This window comes from Bradyrhizobium sp. CB1015, from assembly GCF_025200925.1.
Classification (GTDB): Bacteria; Pseudomonadota; Alphaproteobacteria; order Rhizobiales; family Xanthobacteraceae; genus Bradyrhizobium.
The window spans coordinates 5,078,755-5,098,855 of sequence record NZ_CP104174.1 but is presented as its reverse complement, the minus strand read 5'-3'; the positions used below and the strand labels follow the sequence as shown (position 1 = coordinate 5,098,855).

Here is a 20,101-nt window from a genome sequence, read left to right as displayed (position 1 = left end):
GGTCAGTGAGCGCGCAGCTTGGCAATCGCCAGGAAAGTAGATTGGCTTATCCCTGAGCTCGATCCTTGAAAGAGGTCGAGCAACGGGGATTGAGCCTGACCGGTGCTCTGGCTGTTCTTGACGTCATACATGGCGGAGAAACGGCCCAGCAGGTTTTCAACCTTCGCGGGATCGGAGAGATCCTTGATCTTCATGAACCGGTCCACGTACTTGGCTTGCTGATCGATCGGCATCGCAGCCATCGAGTCAGGCAGGTTGAACGTGGTCCTGAACACCTCCGAAAGCGCCTTGTCGGCAAGGATGTCGTACGCGGACGTGATTTCCCCCGCCTTCCGCTGGAAATAGAGGGCCAGGCGCACGCCGGGATTCATGTCGCCTTGCTGCTGCTCCAGGCTATGCCGGAGATAGCTTGCCTGGGTTTCCCGAAACTGATCCCGTTTCTGAGGACCCATCATCGGCAGGCGCGCGACGTTGCCTTTATTGTCGAAATTGAATGAGGCGACGATTTCAGCAAAGCGCGGATCGCTCTCCGTGTTCGCGAAGCTCTTTGGATTGCTCAGATCGGAGCCGAATATCTTCTTGAGATATTCGGTGCTGACTTTCTCTGGCTGCAGACCCTTGGCGACGAGAACGAAATCGACCATCTTCCTGTTCGCGAGCAAATCGGAAACGCTCTCGATGTCTGCGATTGCTTCCCGATAAGATGTCGCGTCTTTCGCGGCTTGTGCCCGAACCGCAGCTTGCTCCTGAGGGCTCGCCTGCTTGATCATCGCAGTGACGTAGTCCTTCGCAATCCGGAGGACCTCGCTCGGGTCCTGGGCCACCAGGTGTGTGGTCAGATTGCCGTTTGCATCGAAATTGAAGGCGCGCGCGAGCTGAACGTATCGATCATCCTTGAGGGTATACACGAAGCTCTTGGGGTCGCTGAGATCGCTTTCGAGGACGGCTTTGACAGTGTCATGCGAGACTTCCTTGGGATCGAGGCCGACGGCGCCGAGTGCAAAATCATGCACGGCCGGTGTCGATACGAACGCCTGGATCGAATCGATGGTGAGGATGGCCGTTCTGAACTGCCTGATTGCGAAAGCTTCGTTCAGCGGGCTTGCCGCCGAATAGACGGCGGCCTTGCTGTCGTCGAACCGCTGTTTCGTGAGCGTGACGTTTGCAGCAGTCTGCGCAGGCACGCCTGGCGGAAGCGAGCCGTCAGGCGCAAACGCGAATGCGCCGGCCAAGTCGACGAATTCGCCAATCGTGGCTATCTGGTCATTGAGGCTGGAAATGCTCTTTGTGTATGACTCCAGGTGATATTTTTCGACCAGGATCTGGACCTTCAACTGGGTTACGTCAGCGCCCGGTTGCGAGAGTTGGGCCGTGTAGTCGGCGATCTTTGCATTGGCGGCGCTCACGTCCGATTTGGCTTGAGCGAGCTGGGCGTTCAGGCCGGTCGACTGAGACGCGAAGGTGGTGTTGACGTAGCTGTTTGGATCGGATGGATCGCTGCGCAGGACCTGGCTTATGGTGTCGCGCGGCCACTTGCTTTGATCGATCCCGAATGCAGAATAGACGTAGTTGCGAAGCCGGTCGTTGTTCAGGAGCTGGTCTGCACTGGTGATGTTGCCGATTTGGGCGCTGTAGTAATTGGTGTCGTCGGCAAGTGCATCGACCTGGCTCTTCTTGGTCGCCGTGTACAGGCCGATCATCTCGTCGGTCTGGTCCTCCGATTGCGCAACAGGCGTTGCGCTGCCGTTGAAGGAGAATGCTGCGGCAAACTCCCGGTAACGCTTATCGACCAGCTTGTTGACAAAGCTCTTTGCGTCGGAGAGGTCGCTCTCCAGGACCTTTCTCATGAAAGCCTTGGCATAGGCCATGTCTTCCAGGCCGTATGCCTTCATTGCAAAGTGATACAGGCGATAATCATTCATGAGATCGTCGACGGTCTTCACCTTGCCGATGTTGGCCTTGTAATAGGCGGCCTCTCGCGAGACGTCGGGTTGCTGTTCGACCCGCGTCAGGGACTGCTTGAGATGGCGCGAAATGTAATTGTAGCTGAAATACGTTGATACCATCGCGCATTCCTCGCGGCTTGGCGGTCCCGGACGTCCGTCAATCATTGCGGGGTCGCGAGGTGGGCGCTGGCCTCATGTCAGCAAGACTGTCTCGGCATGCATCCTCAGGGGCGATCCGCTCCACGACCTGAGATATCGAAGCGGGTGGAGGAACGCGTGCCGGGTATTGATTTCTGCATGTTTCTCAAATGCAGCTTTCGCGAGCATTGTGTCCTGATATGTTCCGAAGGGCTCCAGCTGGAGCTGGGGCTGGTGCTGGAGGCGCTGGACTAGGTTGCAGCCTGGACTGGTCATTTGCGGCTGAAACTACTTTCGCACGGTGCGTGTTCCTGATATGTTCCTTTGACGAGGAGTTCTCGGACAGGGCAGGGAGTGGTGAGCATGCGAGGGCGACAGCGCGACATCAGACTGCCTGCTCCCTATCTTCGGCGCGTCTGGCTTGATCGCGCGCTGGTGCCGGACTGGGAAACCTATCCGTACTGTCTTCCGATCTTCCGCGAAGAGTTCGACCTGAGCTTCGACACCGCGATCACCATCATCGTTGGCGAGAACGGCACCGGCAAATCGACCATCCTGGAGGGGATTGCAGCGCTCGCCGGTTATGACGACGCGGGCGGCGGCAAGGGCTATCGGGCGGTCGATCACTCCAATGCGCGCGAGATCATGGGCGGCGAGCTGTCGGCCGCGCTTCGCGCCGGCTGGGTGCCGAAGATCACCAACGGCTGGTTCTTCCGCGCCGAGACGTTCTTCTCCGTCGCAAGATATCTCGACGAAGTGTCGGACATGCCGCCCGATTTTCTGTCCTACTCCCATGGCGAGGGCTTTCTACGCTTCTTCCAGGAGCGATGTCAGAAGCAGGGCATCTTCATCTTCGACGAACCGGAATCGGCGCTGTCGCCGGCGCGCCAGATGGAGTTCTTGAAGCTGCTGCACCGCATGGATTCCTCCCGGAATTGCCAGGTCATCATGGCGACCCATTCGCCGATGCTGATGGCCTATCCCAACGCGCGGCTGCTGCGGCTGACAAAGTACGGTCTCGAGCCCGTGACGGTGGAGGAGACGGATCACTACCGGGTGATGCGCGAATTCTGCAACGACCCGCGCGGGTTCGTGGAGGCGACGCTGGGGGAGTAGTCGACACGCGCTCGCAACGACGGACTGCCGCGTGCTTGCTCTTTCAACAGCGTTTGAAGCACAGACACGCCTTGGCTTCCTCGCGGCAGATTCCGCCCGAGTTTTGCTGCACTCACCGCCCCCAAAAGTGCCGAGGGCGCAGGGAAGGCCGGGTGCCGGCTGGCACCCGCGGTCCACTGTGCGAAGCGTGTGCTTGAAAAAGCTGCACAGCGGCATACAGGTGAAGCCAAACATCCGGCCTTCCCTGCGCAGTTGGGTTGACGGCTTATGTCGTGCTCTTGTGTCCGCAAAATCTGCCAGAATGTGCGAACGGGCGGTTCTCACCAACCGCCCGTCGCTAGATCTGAGCCCGTTCGTGCTCAAAGGCCTGGGAGCCTGACGGGGAGCTAGGGACAGATCCGGTGTGTCTTCCTCAACCCGAACAGTTGCATGGGCTTCGAGCCCGGACGAGCAAGGAAGGGAGTGGATGATGGCACAAAACGATCGCATTGTCGTCGGTATCGATGTGGCCAAGGGCAAGGTGGATGCATGCATCCGCCCGTTGTCGCAACGGCAAACGTTCCCGAGCACCGCAGAGGGGCACCGCAAACTGGTGGCCTGGCTGCGCAAGCACAAAGTAGCCAAGGCGGTGATGGAGGCATCCGGCGGCTATGAGCGGGACTGGGCCAGGGTGCTGCGTCAGGCTGGCATCGAGGTGCGGATTGTCGATCCCAAGCGCGTGCGCAGCTTCGCCCGATCGGCCGGACGGCTCGCCAAGAACGATACGATCGACGCGGAGATGATCGCCTGGTTCGCCGAGACGTTCGACGAAGTATTGGACCAGATCCACGATGCCGCACGCGACGAGCTGGCGGCACTGGTCAAAGCGCGCAAAGCCCTGATTGATCTGAGGACCCGCCTGCAAAGCCAGAACGAACATGCGGTGCCGGGAGCGGTTCAGAAAGCCCACGCTCGCGTCTTGAAGGGCCTCGACATCGAGACGGCCAAGATCGAGGACGCCATCACCGCCACGATCAAGGCCACACCGGCATTTGCCAAACGCGCCGAGATCATCGAGAGCGTGCCGGGTCTCGGCGATGTGGCCTCTGCGGTCCTCCTTGCGGGCCTCCCAGAGCTCGGGACGGTGCGCGAGGAGGTCGCTGCCGCGTTGTTGGGAGCCGCTCCTTATGACGACGACAGCGGCAAACGGCGTGGTGAGCGCCACATCAAGGGCGGTCGGCGCTGGGTCCGCAACGCCCTCTACATGCCCTGTATCGGCGCAGCCACCCAGAGCAACCCGGTGCTCAAGGCCTACTATGAACGGCTGATCGCCAAGGGAAAGCTGAAGAAGGTTGCAGTGATTGCCTGCATGCGCAAGCTGATCGTCATTCTCAACACGATGATTGCACGCGGCGAGAAATGGGATCCCGCCCGCTACGCGTTGCGGTGAACTGATCGAGCGCGCCTCCATGCGCCCGGTCCCGGACCGAGCGCATGCCAAGCCGACAGACCGGCGAGCGGACGGGGTCAAGGCCGTCAGCCGCCGAAGGCGGGGGCGCGTCTTCGCGCCAGCCTTGAGGCCGGCCGATCGGCGGTCTACTTCAGCACAGTTGCTCCCCGGGGAGCGATGCACTATTGCCCCCGTCGCCTTGCGGATGACTGACGCTGCGGGCCCGGTCGGACCGCAACGTCACCGCAAGCCTTGGCGCACAGACCCCGGGCGCCAGGACCACACGATTTTGCCGTACGCAGGCTGCGCCCGTCGTGTGCGCGCATCGCCTGCTCACGGAGTGACCCGCCCTGCAAACCGCCTGCGCGCGACGCCGCCTGCGTCCACCACCTCCCATCCCGCGTTCGTGACGATCGCGATGCGCCCCTCGGCCCGGGTTGGGGTGGCCGCAACATGCGATAATGCCGAATTCGAGTAAAGCGAATTATTTCGGCTTGGCCATGTTGACCCCGGTCTGGTGTTTTGCCCCTCCGGCCACCCAATCAATAGTGTGCATTGCCTTTGCCACGGCCGTGCCACGAACGGGTCTCCCCATGGCCCAAAAATGCGCTAGCATGATCTCAGCGCGCTCCAAGTCGCGCAGATCGAAACGAGGAAACGACATGAGGATGAGAAGCGGACCGGCGATCGCCGGGGTGGCGGCGCTGGCGGTGGCGGGGATGGCTCTGATGACCGCTTTCGACCCGGTCTGGGCCCATGGCCCAACGCGGCAGAAGGTGCGGGAATCCATCGAGATCAACACGGCTCCGGCCAAGGTGTGGGCGGTGATCGGCAATTTCCAGGACATGAGCTGGCTTCAGCCGGTCACCAAGACCGAAGGCGAGAAGGGCAACGAGATCGGCGCGACGCGCAAGCTGACGCTGACGGGCGGCGCCACCGTCGAGGAGGAGCTCTACAAATACGAGCCCGACATGCAGAGCTATTCGTACCGGATCACCAAGGTCGACGTGAAGGTGCTGCCGGTGACCAATTATTCCTCGACGCTGACGGTGTCGCCCGCGCCGGATGGCAAGGCGAAGCTGGAATGGGCCGGCGCGTTCTATCGCGGCTACCCCAACAACGATCCGCCGCCGGAGCTGAGCGACGATGCCGCGATCAAGGCCGTAAGCGGGCTCTACAAGGCCGGGCTCGAAGCGCTCAAGAAGAAGATCGAGAGCGGTAGCTGATCGTGCGGGCGCTGGTTCTGGCGGCGCTCGCCGCCAGCCTTTGTCATGCCGGGCTTGGCAGCGCGCTCGCCGACGAGGCGTTCGTCACCAACCAGCTCAGCGACGATCTGATGGTCGTGGATCTCGCTGGCGCGCGCAGCGTTGCGACCATCCCGATCGGCGGCAAGCCGGCGGGCGTTGCTGTCAGCGCCGACGGTCGCTTTGCCTATGTGACGAGCCCGGATGCCAAGGCGGTGACGGTCGTCGACGCAGCGACGCGGCAGGTCGCCGGCCGCGTCGAGGTCGGCGGCGGCCCGCTCGGCATTGCGATAGCGCCGGACGGCAAGGCGGTCTATGTCGCCGATTGGTACGCCGCCGCGGTCCGGGTGATCGACACGACCTCGCGCAGCGTTGTCGCCAGCATCGCAGTCGGCGCCTCGCCGTCGGGTCTTGCAGTGACGCCCGACGGCAAGCTGCTGCTCTCGGCCGACCGTGACGACGACAGCGTCTCGGTGGTGGACACGGCGACGCGCCAGCGCAGGGCCGTGATCAAGGTCGGCACCCGCCCGTTCGGCGTCACCATCGATGCCGAAGGCAGGCGCGCCTATACCGCCAATGTCGGCTCCGACGACGTCTCCGTGATCGATATCGCGGAAGGCCGCGAGATCGGCCGCGTGCCGGCCGGCATGCGCCCCTATGCGGTGGCGCTGACGCAAGGGCGCGGCTTCGTTACCGACCAATATAGCGGCACTGTCAGCGTGTTCGACCTGGCGAGCTTGAAGCCGGTCAAGCGCATCGATGTCGGCGACTATCCCGAAGGCATCGCGGCGACCGCCGACGGCAGGCGCGTCATCGTCGCCTGCTGGGAGAGCAACACGCTCAGCATCATCGATGCGGCCGAACTCAAGGTGATCGGCGAGATCAAGACCGGCGACGGCCCGCGCGCGTTCGGCGCGTTCTTGCGCAGGACGGAGTAGGGGTGTAGCCCGCATGGAGCGTAGTGGAATGCGGGGATGCCTTCCCGGATTACGCTGGCGCTCCATCCGGGCTACGGCACCGGAGAAAACATCGACGCAATCTCATCCATCCGCTCGAATACATGATCCGGACCCAGCGCCCGCAACGCCGCCGGCGCCGCATAGCCCCAGCACACCGCCCCGCAGGCGATGCCGACGGCCCGCGCCGCCTCGATGTCGCGAACCTCGTCGCCGATCGAGATGACCTTGCCAGGCCCGACACCCACGCGGCGGATGACCCGGCGGAATTTTGCGGCCTTGCCGAACAGCGACGCGGAGCAATCGAAATGTGCGAACAACGCTGCCGTAGGCCCAAGCTTCTCGCGCGCATTGGCCTCGCTGTCGGAGGTCACCAGCGCGAGCTGCACGCCGTTCTCGGCCAGCGTCCGCAGCATCGTCTCGACGCCCGCGAATAGGGGAATCTCGGAGGCTGCCTCCGCCTTGAGCCGCCGCGCATGCCGCGCGATTGTCGGCAGCTTCCACAGCGGCACTTCGAGACGGGACAGGATCTCGCGGCTCGAGGCGTGCCGCAGCTCCTCGATGTCCTCATCCGCGACGCGGCGAAAATCGAAACGGTCGGCGACATCGTTGATGGTGCGCAGGAACCACGGAAAACTGTCGGCGAGCGTGCCGTCGAGATCGAAGATGGCGAGGGCGTAGGGCACGTGAAGGGATGCCGGTTCGATCATCCAGTTATTGAACTAAGATTCCACACGGTGTCTTCGGTCCAACCAAGTTCGGCGAATTCGCTGGCGCGGAGCGAGGCTTCTCCCTCCCGAAGAACTCGTCAAGCTGGGGCGGTGCGACGCTCGTTCCCGACAGCATGGCATGCGCCTGCCCGCGATGGTGAATCTGATGCTGGAAGAGATGCATGAGCAGTCGGTCGCAGCGTTCGGTCTGCACGGTCCTGTCGCGGTTGATCCGCACGATGCTATCGAGATTCTCGGGCGTCAATGCATCGCAGACAGCGATCAAGCGCTGGTCAACCGCGGCTTGCGCAGGCTTGAGCGCGGCAAGTGCAGAGTATGGTACTTCGTTCTTCCAGGCCGCCGGACCCAACCATCCGCCCTCCAGCGCATCGACGTAGAAGAGGTCAATGACATGGATGTGGTTGAGCGTGCGCTGCAGGCTTGGGAAGAACCCGGTCCGCTCGGCTTCGAAACCAGCTTGAGGCAAGGCAGCGCAAGCCGTGAGCAGCCGATGGTTCGCCCAAGCGTTGTTGTAAGCGAACGCGCGATAGGTCTGCACAAGTCCTGCAGGCAAAGCCCATTCTCCCTCAGACAGGCAAGTCGAGGCATTTAAGCCGTCTGAACTACTCCGCCGCCTCGCTCGCCGTCCGTCTCCGCTTCGGCTTCCGCGCCTTCTCCAGCACCGGGGCCAGGAACTTCCCCGTATAGCTCCGTGGCGCTTTGGCGATGTCCTCCGGCGGACCCCAGGCGACGATCTCGCCGCCGCCGTCGCCGCCTTCGGGCCCCAAGTCGATGACCCAGTCGGCGGTCTTGATGACTTCGAGATTGTGCTCGATGACGACGACCGTGTTTCCTTGCGCGACCAGCTCGTGCAGCACCTCCAGGAGCTTCTTGACGTCGTGGAAGTGCAGGCCGGTGGTGGGCTCGTCCAGGATGTAGAGCGTGCGGCCGGTGGCGCGCTTGGATAGCTCCTTGGCCAGCTTGACGCGTTGCGCTTCACCGCCCGAGAGGGTCGTCGCTTGCTGGCCGACGTGAATGTAATCGAGCCCGACGCGGTGCAGGGTCTGGAAGGTCTCGCGGACGCGCGGCACCGCCTTGAAGAACTCGGCGGCTTCCTCGACGGTCATGTCGAGCACGTCGGCGATGCTCTTGCCCTTGAACAGCACCTCCAGCGTCTCGCGGTTGTAGCGCTTGCCCTTGCAGACGTCGCAGGTGACGTAGACGTCGGGCAGGAAATGCATCTCAATCTTGATGACGCCGTCGCCCTGGCAGGCCTCGCAGCGGCCGCCCTTGACGTTGAACGAGAAGCGGCCGGGCTCGTAGCCGCGCGCTTTCGCTTCCGGCAGGCCGGCGAACCATTCGCGGATCGGCGTGAAGGCGCCGGTGTAGGTCGCCGGGTTCGAGCGCGGGGTGCGGCCGATCGGCGACTGGTCGATGTCGATGATCTTGTCGATGTGCTCGAGGCCCTCGATGCGGTCGTGCGGGGCGGCGCCCTCGCTGGCGTTGTTCAGCTTGCGGGCGATGGCGCGGTAGAGCGTGTCGATCAGGAGCGTCGACTTGCCGCCGCCGGAGACGCCGGTGACGCAGGTGAACAGGCCGAGCGGAATTTCCGCCGTGACGTTCTTGAGGTTATTGCCGCGCGCGTTCACCACCTTGATGGTTCGGCGGTGGTTCGGCGGACGCCGCTCCGGCACCTCGACCTCGAGCTCGCCGGTCAGGTACTTGCCGGTCAGCGATTTCGGGTTGCGCATGATCTCGGCGGGCGTGCCTTCGGCGACGATGTTGCCGCCATGCATGCCGGCGCCGGGCCCGATGTCGAGCACGTAGTCTGCGAGCCGGATGGCGTCCTCGTCATGCTCGACCACGACCACGGTGTTGCCGAGGTCGCGCAGCCGCTTCAGCGTATCGAGCAGGCGGGCATTGTCGCGCTGGTGCAGGCCGATCGAGGGCTCGTCCAGCACGTAGAGCACGCCCGTGAGCCCCGAGCCGATCTGCGAGGCGAGGCGGATGCGCTGGCTCTCGCCGCCGGACAGCGTGCCGGAGGAGCGGGACAGCGTCAGATAATTGAGGCCGACGTCGAGCAGGAAGGTGAGGCGCTCGCGGATCTCCTTCAGGATGCGGCCCGCGATCTCGTTCTGCTGCTTGTTCAGCGCCTCGGGCACGGTCTCGAACCACTCGCCGGCCTTCTTGACCGACAGCTCCGAGATTTCGCCGATATGCTTAGCCCCGATCTTGACGCAGAGCGCCTCGGGCTTGAGCCGAAAACCCTTGCAACCCTCACAGGGCACGTCGTGGAAATACTTCGCCAGCTCCTCGCGCGCCCACTCGCTCTCGGTCTCGCGGTAGCGGCGGTTGATGTTGGTGATGACGCCCTCGAACGGCTTCTTGGTGTCGTAGGAGCGCACCCCGTCCTCGTAGGAGAACTTGATCTCGTCCTCGCCCGAGCCGTAGAGGATCGCGTCTCTCGTCTTCTTCGGCAGGTCCTTCCACTTGGTGTCGAGCGTGAACTTGTAGTGCTTGCCGAGCGCGGTCAGCGTCTGCACGTAATAGGGCGACGACGATTTGGCCCAGGGCGCGATCGCGCCCTTGCGCAGCGTCAGATCCTTCTCGGGGATGACGAGGTCTTCGTCGACATGCTGCTCGACGCCGAGGCCGCCGCAGGCCGGGCAGGCGCCATAGGGATTGTTGAAGGAGAACAGGCGCGGCTCGATCTCGGGGATGGTGAAGCCGGAGACCGGGCAGGCGAACTTTTCCGAGAACAGGATGCGCTCGGGGCCGCTCTTGTCGTGGATTTTTGCGGTCTTCTTTTTTTCCTCCGCAGGGGCAGCCGCCGCGGGAGCGTCGGCGAACTCGATGACGGCAAGGCCTTCGGCGAGCTTCAGCGCGGTCTCGAAGCTCTCGGCGAGGCGCTGGCCGATATCGGCGCGGACCACGATGCGGTCGACCACGACGTCGATGTCGTGCGGGAATTTCTTGTCGAGGCTCGGGGCTTCCGCCAGCTCATAGAAGGTGCCGTCGATCTTGACGCGCTGAAAGCCCTTCTTGAGCCATTCGGCGAGCTCCTTCTTGTACTCGCCCTTGCGGCCGCGCACGACTGGGGCGAGCAGATAGAGCCGGGTGCCTTCCGGCAGCGCCAGCACGCGGTCGACCATCTGCGAGACGGTCTGGCTCTCGATCGGCAGGCCCGTGGCCGGCGAATAGGGCACGCCGACGCGGGCCCAGAGCAGGCGCATGTAGTCGTAGATCTCGGTGACGGTGCCGACGGTGGAGCGCGGGTTCTTCGACGTCGTCTTCTGTTCGATCGAGATCGCCGGCGAGAGGCCGTCGATCTGGTCGACGTCAGGCTTCTGCATCATCTCCAGGAACTGGCGGGCATAGGCCGACAGCGATTCGACGTAGCGGCGCTGGCCCTCGGCGTAGATGGTGTCGAAGGCGAGCGAGGACTTGCCGGAGCCAGAGAGGCCGGTGAACACCACCAGCTTGTCGCGGGGAATTTCGACGTCGATGTTCTTGAGGTTGTGCTCGCGCGCGCCGCGGATCGTAATTGCGCGCAGGCTCGAGCCCGCGTTCTGTTGTTGGCGCTTCGCCTTGATCACTTCATCCATCCGAGTTGCCCTCAAGGGAGCCCAAAGGTGCGCGATCGCGCCAACAAAAAAGGCGCGCTGCGCCCGGAACCGGGATCGGCGCCGATGGGTATGGCAGCGAACGTAGGAAGAACGGCGACGGATTTCCAGTGGGAGTTGCGAATCGTCAACGGATTGTTGGCGCACTGGCGGCATCTGGCAGCAGGAGCGCGCGGAACCGCTCGGAACAGACAGGCCCAAAACAAAAAGGCCGGCGCGAGGCCGGCCTTTCGTAACGCGGGTGCGTCGGAGACGAAGCTCAGTACTTCGCGACGACCGGGCCACCGAAGTGATAGTTCACGCCGACCTGCACGGTGTGGTACTCAAGCTTGTTGGTCGCAAGGGCGCCCGAGAAGTAGGTCTCGCCGTCAAGATTGCGATAGAGATATTCGCCCTTGACCGACCACTGCGGAGCGAAGAACGCTTCGACGCCCGCACCAACGGTCCATCCGGAGTGCCACTTGCTGTCCGACGCGGACAGGCCGAGTGCAGAAACGGTGATCTTGTTGTCGACCCAGGCGTAGCCGCCGGTGCCGTAGAACAGGACCTGGTTGACGGCATAGCCGATACGGCCGCGCACGGTGCCCATCGCCTCGGTCTTCGACTTCAGCGAGGCGGTTACAACCCCGAAGCCCGGGACAGTGGTCGCGCCGGTAATGGTGTCGCTGACGTCAGCCCAAGCGCCATCAGCCTCGATGCCGAACACGACGTTGCCGGTTTGCCAGTTATAGCCGGCCGTGCCGCCGACAAAGCCACCCTTCATCTTGATGTCGGAGGCGTCCTGCCAAGCGCCGCCGCCGACGATACCGAGATAAAAGCCGGTCCAGTTGTAGACCGAGGCCACAGCGACCGGAGCCTTGGTGTAGGGGCGGGCTGCCAGATCAGCAGCCGAAGCGGGGGCCGCAAGAGCGAACACACAGGCCGAAGCCAACAAAAGCTTTTTCATTTTCAACTTAATCCCAGTCCCAGTTTCTGTTGTTGCCTTCCTCGCGGAAGGGCAGCGGACTCAACGGCCCAACTAACGTCATCTCTACACCACCAAAGCCGCAAGTTGTGTCTCCGAAAAGCCACAACAGTCGAAAAGGTGATGGTTGCTGACTGATTTACGTTCGGGTTGTGCCGAAACAAGAAAGGGCCAGCACGAGGCCGGCCCTTCCATTCGCTCACGAAATCAGCGGGATATCAGTACCTCGCGACCAGCGGGCCTCCGAAACGATAATTCAGCCGGACCAGACCGATGTCGACGTCCTGATATATGCGATCGGATCCGAAGAAGGCACCGCCGGGCGTGGTGAAGTCTCGGGTCTGGTGGCCCAGGAAGAGGTGGTTGTACTCGAATCCAACCGTCCAGTTCGGTGCGAATCCGTACTCGACGCCCGCGCCGACGGTGCCGCCCCAGCGGGTGTGATCGGCCGAGGCGAGCAGGGTGCCCGCACCGGGCGTGCCTGGCGCCGCGTAGATGTCGAACTTGTCGCTGACGACGGCGGCGCCGCCCTTGACGTAGACCAGGACGTTGTTCCACGCATAGCCGACCTGACCGGTGATCAGGCCGAAGGCATCGATCCGAGACCGGTTGCGGTCGCCGGTGACGAGCGCGGAGCCCGGGAAGACGAGGCTGATATTGTCGTCGGAGAAGTCGGCCCAGTTGCCCTGGCCTTCGACGCCGAACACCCAATTGGCAGACTGCCAGCGGTAGCCGACCTGGCCACCGACCGTGCCGCCGGTCGCGTTGTGGCATCCTTCACCGACGACGGTGCCGGCGACGCCGGTGACGACGCCCGTGGTGTCGACGAAATCCCAGCACTTGCGGCTTGAGCCGCCGCCGCCGTTGATACCGATGTAGAAGCCGCTCCAGTCGTAAATGGTAGCGACAGGGGCCGGAGCCTTTGTGTAGGGACGCGCAGCAAGATCCGCCGCACTTGCCGGAGCCGACAGCCCCAGCGCCATTGCACCGATTGCACCAAACAGAATCTTATTCATTACAGTCTCCCCAGTTTCGTCCGCTTCTTGAAACTCCCCGAAGCGGCTGATCAGGCGCGACGCCCATATGAATCAATTCCAAGGCGAAGCTAGCCTAAGAACAGGGCAAAGTCCGTCTCCGGGATGCAACACTCACCATCCAAGTGAAATGGAACAACTTAATGAATGTTAAGGACTTTTCTTCGTTCACGGGAACCCAAAAAGTTCCATCCAAGCGCCGCTCTTTGTTTCAGCAGCCGGCCAAAATGTTCCGTCAGCGCCAAGAGGAACAAATCTGGAACAAAGCGCAGGGGGATGCTATATAATGGGGATAACCCTGGGGGTGGCGGGCTGACCGGTGCCCGCAAGCGTATAGGGTCGCCTCAGCGGGCGCAGAGGAACGCGGGCAGCGGGTTTCGCCCATTTGAAATCAGTGGCATTCGGAGTGGAGAGCGGCGATGGCGGGAAGCGTCAACAAGGTCATTCTGGTGGGAAATCTCGGCAAGGATCCTGAAATCCGCCGCACCCAGGACGGGCGGCCGATCGCGAATTTGAGCATCGCCACCTCGGAGACCTGGCGCGACAAGAACACCGGCGAGCGCAAGGAAAAGACCGAGTGGCATCGCGTCGTGATCTTCAATGAAGGACTCTGCAAGGTCGCCGAACAGTATTTGAAGAAGGGCGCGAAGGTTTACGTCGAGGGCGCGCTGCAGACCCGCAAATGGACCGACCAGAGCGGCGTCGAGAAGTACTCGACCGAGGTCGTGCTGCAGGGCTTCAACTCGACGCTGACGATGTTGGACGGCCGCGGCGGCGGAGGCGGCAGCTTCGGCGACGAGCCGGGTGGCGATTTCGGCTCCTCCGGACCCGTCAGCAGCGCGCCGCGCCGTCCCGTGGCCGCCGGCGGTGGCCGCAACAACGACATGGACGACGATATCCCGTTCTGAGCGGGCGGACTGCTCGACGGCGGTGCGGCGGCGACGTCGGTCGCGCTTCCCACATCGGGTCAGCAAACTTTACTAATTGGCTGGGCGGGCTCGGATTTTCCGGGCCCGTTTTCATGTTGGGGGTAAGGTCCGTGTCGAGCCGCGCAAAGCGGACTGACCGGACCCACTTGCGGCATGTTCAGGCCGGCGTTGCGGTGGTCTTGGAGGGCCGATTCCGGGGTCGTCCAGGATGTAGCTCCGGGAGCCGTAAGTTATTGGAAAAATAAGCGGAAAAAGCGCTTTCGGAAGCGGCTGCCAGGGTGGTTATCCGACCCCGGATGCGCTATATGATTCCCAGACAAAACCTGACCGGATTCCCCCTTGGCTGACGACGACAACAAGCCCGGCGACCAGCCGGCGCAACCCTCGGACATTCGCCCCGTTTCGATCTACGAGGAGATGAAGAAGTCCTATCTCGATTACGCCATGAGCGTGATCGTATCGCGTGCGCTGCCTGATGCGCGCGACGGGTTGAAGCCAGTGCACCGCCGCATCCTGTTCTCGATGAACGAGGAAGGCTACACGCCCGACAAGAAGCACAAGAAGTCGGCCGGTATCGTCGGCGACGTCATGGGCCAATACCATCCGCACGGCGACCAGGCGATCTATGATGCGCTGGTGCGCATGGCGCAGCCCTTCTCGATGCGTGAGCTGCTGGTGGATGGCCAGGGCAATTTCGGCTCCGTTGACGGCGATCCGCCCGCGGCGATGCGCTATACCGAGTCGCGTCTGACTAAGATCGCGCTGAAGCTTCTTGACGATATCGATAACGAGACGGTCGATTTTCAGGACAACTACGACGGTTCCACCAAGGAGCCGGTGGTTCTGCCGGCCCGGTTCCCGAACCTGCTGGTTAACGGGGCCGGCGGCATCGCGGTTGGCATGGCCACCAACATCCCGCCGCACAATCTGGGTGAGGTCATCGACGCTTGCCTGGCACTGGTCGACAATCCCTCGCTGACTATCGACGAGCTCAATGCCATCATTCCGGGCCCGGATTTCCCGACCGGGGGGATCATCCTCGGACGGCAAGGCATCCGCAGTGCCTACCATCTCGGCCGCGGCTCGATCGTGATGCGCGGCAAGGTCACCTTCGAAACGATCCGGAAGGAGCGCGAGGCGATCGTCATCACCGAGCTGCCGTATCAGGTGAACAAGGCGACGATGGTCGAGCGAATCGCCGAGCTGTACAAGGAGAAGAAGATCGAGGGCATCTCCGATCTGCGCGACGAGTCCGACCGCGACGGCTACCGGGTCGTGATCGAGCTCAAGCGCGATGCGGTTCCCGATGTGGTGCTGAACCAGCTCTACAAGTTCACGCCGCTGCAGACCTCGTTCGGCGTCAACGCCGTCGCGCTCGATAGCGGTCGTCCGCAGACGATGAACCTGAAGGACATGCTGACGATCTTCGTCGGCTTCCGCGAGCAGGTCGTCACCCGCCGGACCAAGTACAAGCTGCGCAAGGCTCGCGAGCGCGCGCATGAGCAGGTCGGCCTTGCCATCGCCGTCGCCAATATCGACGAGATCATCAAGGTGATTCGGCACTCGCCAACGCCGGCTGTGGCGCGCGAGACCCTGATGACGCGGGACTGGCCCGCGCGTGACGTCGAGGACATCATCACGCTGATCGACGATCCGCGCCATCGGCTCAACGCCGACGGTACCATCCGCCTGTCACTGGATCAGGCGAAGGCCATCCTGGAGCTGCGCCTCGCGCGGCTCACGGCGCTCGGTCGCGACGAGATCGGCGACGAACTCGCAAAGCTCGCCGGCGAGATCGGCGAGTATCTCGAGATCCTGCACTCGCGTGCCCGCATCCTCGACATCATCAAGACCGAGCTCGCCGAGGTGAAGGCCGAGTTCGCCACGCCGCGCCGCACCATGATCATGGAGCAGGAGGGCGAGGTCGAGGACGAGGACCTGATCCAGCGCGAGGACATGGTCGTCACGGTCTCGCATGCCGGCTACGTCAAGCGGGTGCCGCTGTCGGCCTATCGCGCCCAGCGCCGCGGCGGCAAGGGCCGCTCCGGCATGCAGACCCGCGACGAGGATTTCGTCAGCCGGCTCTTTGTCGCCTCGACCCATACGCCGGTGCTGTTCTTCTCCTCGCGCGGCCAGGTCTACAAGGAAAAGGTCTGGCGGCTGCCGATGGCCGCGCCGAACGCGCGCGGCAAGGCCATGATCAACATCCTGCCGCTGGAGCAGGGCGAGCGCATCACCACCATCATGCCGCTGCCGGAGGATGAATCGACCTGGGGCCAGCTCGATGTGATGTTCGCAACGACGGGCGGCAACGTCCGGCGCAACAAGCTGTCCGACTTCGTCGATGTCCGCCGCTCCGGCATCATCGCGATGAAGCTCGACGACAACGAGGCGATCGTCGACGTGCAGATCTGCACCGAGCGCGACGACGTGCTGCTGACCGCGGCCGGCGGCCAGTGCATCCGCTTCCCCGTCACCGACGTGCGCGTGTTCACCGGGCGCACCTCGATGGGCGTGCGCGGCATCGCGCTCGGCGAAGGCGACAAGGTGATTTCGCTGGCGATCCTGCGCCACGTCGACACCACCTCGGACGAGCGCTCGGCCTATTTGAAGATGCGGCGCGCGGTGGCGGGTGAAGCCGCCGCGGAAGAGGCTCCGGCCGATGCCGAGGCCGAGGAGACCTCGGGCAGCTTCCAGCTCCCGCAGGAGCGCTATGTCGAGATGTCGGCGCAGGAGCAGGTCGTGCTGACCGTCTCCGTCAACGGCTACGGCAAGCGCACCTCGTCCTACGAGTACCGCACCACCGGCCGCGGCGGCAAAGGCATCGTCGCCATGAGCGTCAACAACCGCAACGGCAATCTCGTCGCCTCGTTCCCGGTGGAGGAGGCGGATCAAATCATGCTGGTTACCGACAAGGGCCAGCTGATCCGCTGCCCGGTCGAAGGCATCCGCATCGCCGGCCGCTCGACGCAAGGCGTGATCGTGTTCGACACCGCCGAGGACGAGCACGTGGTGTCCGTCGAGCACATCACGGAAGAGGCCGAGAACGGGAACGGAGCGAACGGGGAGTAACGGGTAGTCCCGTAGCCCGGATGGAGCGAAGCGAAATCCGTGACTCTCAGGTGTCGAGAGAATCCCGGATTGCGCTTCGCTCCATCCGGGCTACGAATTAGCGTTCGCAAGCTCTCTCGTGAGGCCGGCAAGCGCCTCGTGCTTGCCGATCTGTGCCATCCAGCACCATAGCTCCAGCGTGCAATACATGCGGTAGAGACGAAGCGTCTCCTGCCAGTCGGGACGCCCGATCTTGCCATAGCCCGCGAGCAGTCCTTCTCGCTTGGGCGCATCCTTCGGCGTGAAGTAGTACAGCGCCTTCGCGATATCCATCAGCGGATCGCCGGACGTCGCGTTCTCGAAATCGACAATGCCCGACAGGTGCGGATCGCCGTGCGACGTCACCAGGATGTTCCCGGCGTGGAAATCGTAATGGCACAGGCGAGGGATAACTGCCGCGTCCAACAGATGCTGGCGCGCCATAACGCTGTCCCGGAGCCGCCCGGCAAGTGCGCGATCACCGCCTCGCGTGCAAAACTCCGTCAGTTTCTTGTCAAACTGCGCGGACATGTAGGCCCGATTGCTCGGATGCGCCGTCCAGACCCCGTTAGGACCGATATAGCCAAAGCTGTCGAGGGTAACTTCATTGATCCTGCGAAGCGCCGCACCCATCTCGGCGTAGATTGCGAACAACCCGGCGTCCGATAGATCGGCTTCGCGCCGGCCGAGCATCGTGCCGTCGAGCTTGGTCATCAGGACGTAGTTGAGGTCGATCGCTCTTCGCGTGTCGTCGGCAAACAGTATTTTCGGAACGGCTACATCAACGTCACGGAGAAGCTCCAGAACGTAGACCTCTTTTGCCATCTTCCACTGCAGCGATGCAGGGTAGGCCTTGAGGATACAGGCTGGCGAATCCGCCAACACGATCTCCAGGACGGTCCCGATCTCCCCGCCATGCAGTTCGGCGACGTCCAGTACCGAGGCTTGCGGAGAGACCCGACGGATGATCGACTGCACCTGATCGACCGAGATTGCCAGCCGAGGCTTCAGCTGCAGAGGTGGATCGTTAGACATTTTCGCACCCGCCTCATGCAGCCTGCCTGCTGCACTATGGCGGCTTCCTTGGCCTAGAGGGACTGGTGCCGATATCGTCTTAGACCACCCCAAGGGCGCCCATGGTCATGACAAGCGGCAGCCGATCGGACAGTGCGCCTCAACGAGATCGCGCCCGGCGGGCCATTCCGAGGGGCGCGAACAGCACGCAGTCTGCGACGAGACGTCGCAAACATCCATGGGGTTTATCTTGAGGGACCTTCCTGACGCGAAACTGACAGATCCGACTACGGCGTGCGGTCGGCGGTCACCAGGCGCGCCTCGCGGACATTGGCCTTGCTGCCGGCGCGGCGCAGGCAGGACGCCTCGAAATTCGGCCAAGCCTGCTGCGAGCAGTCACGGCCGACGGTGCGGATATCGAGCCGGTCGCTCTTGGCCAGCGGCTGCGGCACGCTGGCTTCGACGGTCGGGGCAAAGCCGGGCAGGAGGGTGAGGGCCGCGGCAACACACGCAGAGATTGCGATCGCTGAAAGAGCCTTGATCATTGACTGTCCCCTGTGATGCGGCCGCCTACGCCCAGTACGCGGCCCGTCGTTCGTTGGCCGGATTGATAACCATGGCCAGTTTCGGGACGTCTTCGCGGTCGCCGGAAATGGTTTCGTTCCCGCTCCGATTTGTTTCGTGGCCGCCCCGAGGACGAAACAAACCGGCCGTTGCCGACGTCAGGAGAGACATTTTTCGGGGACTGGACCGGAAACGGAGCAGGAACCTGCCCGGCTTGCCGGCCCGGGCCGGGCGCGGTAGGACGGAGCCATGCCGCGCATTGCCTTTTACCCAGGTTCCTTCGACCCCATCACCAACGGCCATCTGGACGTGGTCCGGCACAGCGTTTCCTTGTGCGACAGGCTCGTGGTCGCGATCGGGGTCCACCCCGGCAAGAAGCCGCTGTTCTCGACCGAGGAGCGCCTCAAGATGCTCGAGGACGTCTGCGGTCCGATCGCAGCCCAGGCCGGCTGCGTGCTCGAGGCGACGACGTTTGACGATCTGTCGGTCACCGCGGCGCGCAAGCACGCTGCGACCATCATGATCCGGGGCCTGCGCGACGGCACCGACCTCGACTACGAGATGCAGCTCGCCGGCATGAACGAGGCCATGGCGCCCGAGGTGCATACGGTCTTCCTGCCGGCCTCTCCCATGGTCCGCCCGATCACCGCCACTTTGGTACGCCAGATCGCCGGCATGGGCGGGGACGTCTCGGCCTTCGTCCCGCCGCTTGTAGCAAGCCTGCTCAAGGCCAAATTCGCTGGATAACGGCGCGCTTTCTCTTTCTGATCCGGAGTTGTCATGATCCGAATTCTCGCAGTTCTTGCCGCGCTTCTGTTCGCGGTGCCGGCGGCGGCACAGCAATTGCCGGCAAATCTCGACAAGGCCAACGCCATCGTGATCGACAGCACCAAGGGCCGCATCGTCATCAAGCTCAGGACCGACATCGCGCCCCAGCATGCCGAACGCATCAAGCAGCTCGCGCGCGAGGGCTTCTATAACAACGTGCCATTCCACCGCGTCATGGACGGCTTCATGGCGCAGACGGGCGACGGCCAGAATGGCAACGGCACCGGCGGCTCGAAATATCCGAACCTGAAGCAGGAATTCTCCAAGGTGCATTTTGCCCGCGGCATCGTCGGCATGGCCAGGCGCGGCGACAGCGTCGACAGCGCCAACTCGCAGTTCTTCATCATGTTCGCCGACGGCGGCAGCCTCGACGGCCAGTACACCGTGATCGGCGAGGTCGTGCAGGGCATGGACGTCGTCGACAAGCTCAAGAAGGCGCCTCCCGGCTCGCCCGGCGGCTCCGTCACCGATCCCGACAAGATGGTGAAGGTGCAGGTCGCGTCCGACATCAAATAG

General features: G+C 63.1%; 15 protein-coding genes and 1 pseudogene. 8 read left to right on the top strand and 8 right to left on the bottom strand.

Annotated elements, in window-relative coordinates; translation table 11 throughout:
• Window positions 1-2 precede the first annotated feature (2 nt).
• Window positions 3-2,066 (bottom strand): DUF1217 domain-containing protein, encoded by a 2,064-nt coding sequence (locus N2604_RS23665; RefSeq protein WP_260370594.1) that lies wholly within the window; start codon window positions 2,064-2,066, stop codon window positions 3-5.
• A 381-nt stretch (window positions 2,067-2,447) separates the two neighbouring features.
• Between N2604_RS23665 and N2604_RS23660 the strand changes: the two genes are divergently transcribed.
• From N2604_RS23660 to N2604_RS23645, 4 genes are all read left to right on the top strand, one after another.
• Entirely contained in the window at window positions 2,448-3,200 is a 753-nt protein-coding gene (locus N2604_RS23660) for an AAA family ATPase (protein ID WP_260370593.1), read from the top strand.
• 466 nt (window positions 3,201-3,666) lie between these two features.
• Window positions 3,667-4,629 (top strand): IS110 family transposase, encoded by a 963-nt coding sequence (locus tag N2604_RS23655; RefSeq protein ID WP_260369938.1) that lies wholly within the window; start codon window positions 3,667-3,669, stop codon window positions 4,627-4,629.
• Between the two features lie 662 nt (window positions 4,630-5,291).
• Window positions 5,292-5,855, top strand: a complete 564-nt coding sequence (locus N2604_RS23650) for an SRPBCC family protein (protein WP_260370592.1) — start codon at window positions 5,292-5,294, stop codon at window positions 5,853-5,855.
• Between the two features lie 2 nt (window positions 5,856-5,857).
• Entirely contained in the window at window positions 5,858-6,811 is a 954-nt protein-coding gene (locus tag N2604_RS23645; protein ID WP_260370591.1) for a cytochrome D1 domain-containing protein, read from the top strand.
• A gap of 71 nt (window positions 6,812-6,882) precedes the next feature.
• Here N2604_RS23645 and N2604_RS23640 read toward each other — a convergent pair whose 3' ends face one another.
• From N2604_RS23640 to N2604_RS23620, 5 genes and pseudogenes are all read right to left on the bottom strand, one after another.
• The gene (locus tag N2604_RS23640; protein WP_409241745.1) at window positions 6,883-7,515 is read right to left on the bottom strand and encodes an HAD family hydrolase; all 633 of its coding nucleotides are present in this window, start codon (window positions 7,513-7,515) and stop codon (window positions 6,883-6,885) included.
• 20 nt (window positions 7,516-7,535) lie between these two features.
• Window positions 7,536-8,113 (bottom strand): annotated as a pseudogene (locus tag N2604_RS23635) (DinB family protein).
• Window positions 8,114-8,162: 49 nt separating this feature from the next.
• A complete protein-coding gene (gene uvrA / locus N2604_RS23630) occupies window positions 8,163-11,144 on the bottom strand; it encodes an excinuclease ABC subunit UvrA (RefSeq protein ID WP_260370589.1) in 2,982 nt (993 codons plus the stop codon).
• Between the two features lie 277 nt (window positions 11,145-11,421).
• The gene (locus N2604_RS23625; RefSeq protein ID WP_260370588.1) at window positions 11,422-12,108 is read right to left on the bottom strand and encodes an outer membrane protein; all 687 of its coding nucleotides are present in this window, start codon (window positions 12,106-12,108) and stop codon (window positions 11,422-11,424) included.
• Between the two features lie 236 nt (window positions 12,109-12,344).
• Window positions 12,345-13,142 carry an outer membrane protein gene (locus N2604_RS23620; protein ID WP_260370587.1) on the bottom strand — a complete coding sequence of 266 codons (798 nt, stop codon included), beginning with the start codon at window positions 13,140-13,142 and terminating at the stop codon, window positions 12,345-12,347.
• A 437-nt stretch (window positions 13,143-13,579) separates the two neighbouring features.
• Here N2604_RS23620 and N2604_RS23615 point away from each other — a divergent pair, with 437 nt between their 5' ends.
• Entirely contained in the window at window positions 13,580-14,068 is a 489-nt protein-coding gene (locus N2604_RS23615; RefSeq protein WP_260370586.1) for a single-stranded DNA-binding protein, read from the top strand.
• A gap of 360 nt (window positions 14,069-14,428) precedes the next feature.
• Window positions 14,429-17,161, top strand: coding sequence for a DNA gyrase subunit A (gene gyrA, locus N2604_RS23610; RefSeq protein WP_260370585.1), 2,733 nt, complete (start codon window positions 14,429-14,431; stop codon window positions 17,159-17,161).
• Window positions 17,162-17,251: 90 nt separating this feature from the next.
• Here gyrA and N2604_RS23605 read toward each other — a convergent pair whose 3' ends face one another.
• Both N2604_RS23605 and N2604_RS23600 read right to left on the bottom strand, forming a co-directional pair.
• Window positions 17,252-18,214, bottom strand: coding sequence for a phosphotransferase family protein (locus tag N2604_RS23605; RefSeq protein ID WP_260370584.1), 963 nt, complete (start codon window positions 18,212-18,214; stop codon window positions 17,252-17,254).
• A 266-nt stretch (window positions 18,215-18,480) separates the two neighbouring features.
• The gene (locus tag N2604_RS23600; RefSeq protein ID WP_260370583.1) at window positions 18,481-18,738 is read right to left on the bottom strand and encodes a hypothetical protein; all 258 of its coding nucleotides are present in this window, start codon (window positions 18,736-18,738) and stop codon (window positions 18,481-18,483) included.
• Between the two features lie 268 nt (window positions 18,739-19,006).
• Between N2604_RS23600 and coaD the strand changes: the two genes are divergently transcribed.
• Complete coding sequence (gene coaD / locus N2604_RS23595; RefSeq protein ID WP_260370582.1) at window positions 19,007-19,504, top strand: pantetheine-phosphate adenylyltransferase; 498 nt, start codon at window positions 19,007-19,009, stop codon at window positions 19,502-19,504.
• 33 nt (window positions 19,505-19,537) lie between these two features.
• Window positions 19,538-20,101 carry a peptidylprolyl isomerase gene (locus N2604_RS23590; protein ID WP_260370581.1) on the top strand — a complete coding sequence of 188 codons (564 nt, stop codon included), beginning with the start codon at window positions 19,538-19,540 and terminating at the stop codon, window positions 20,099-20,101.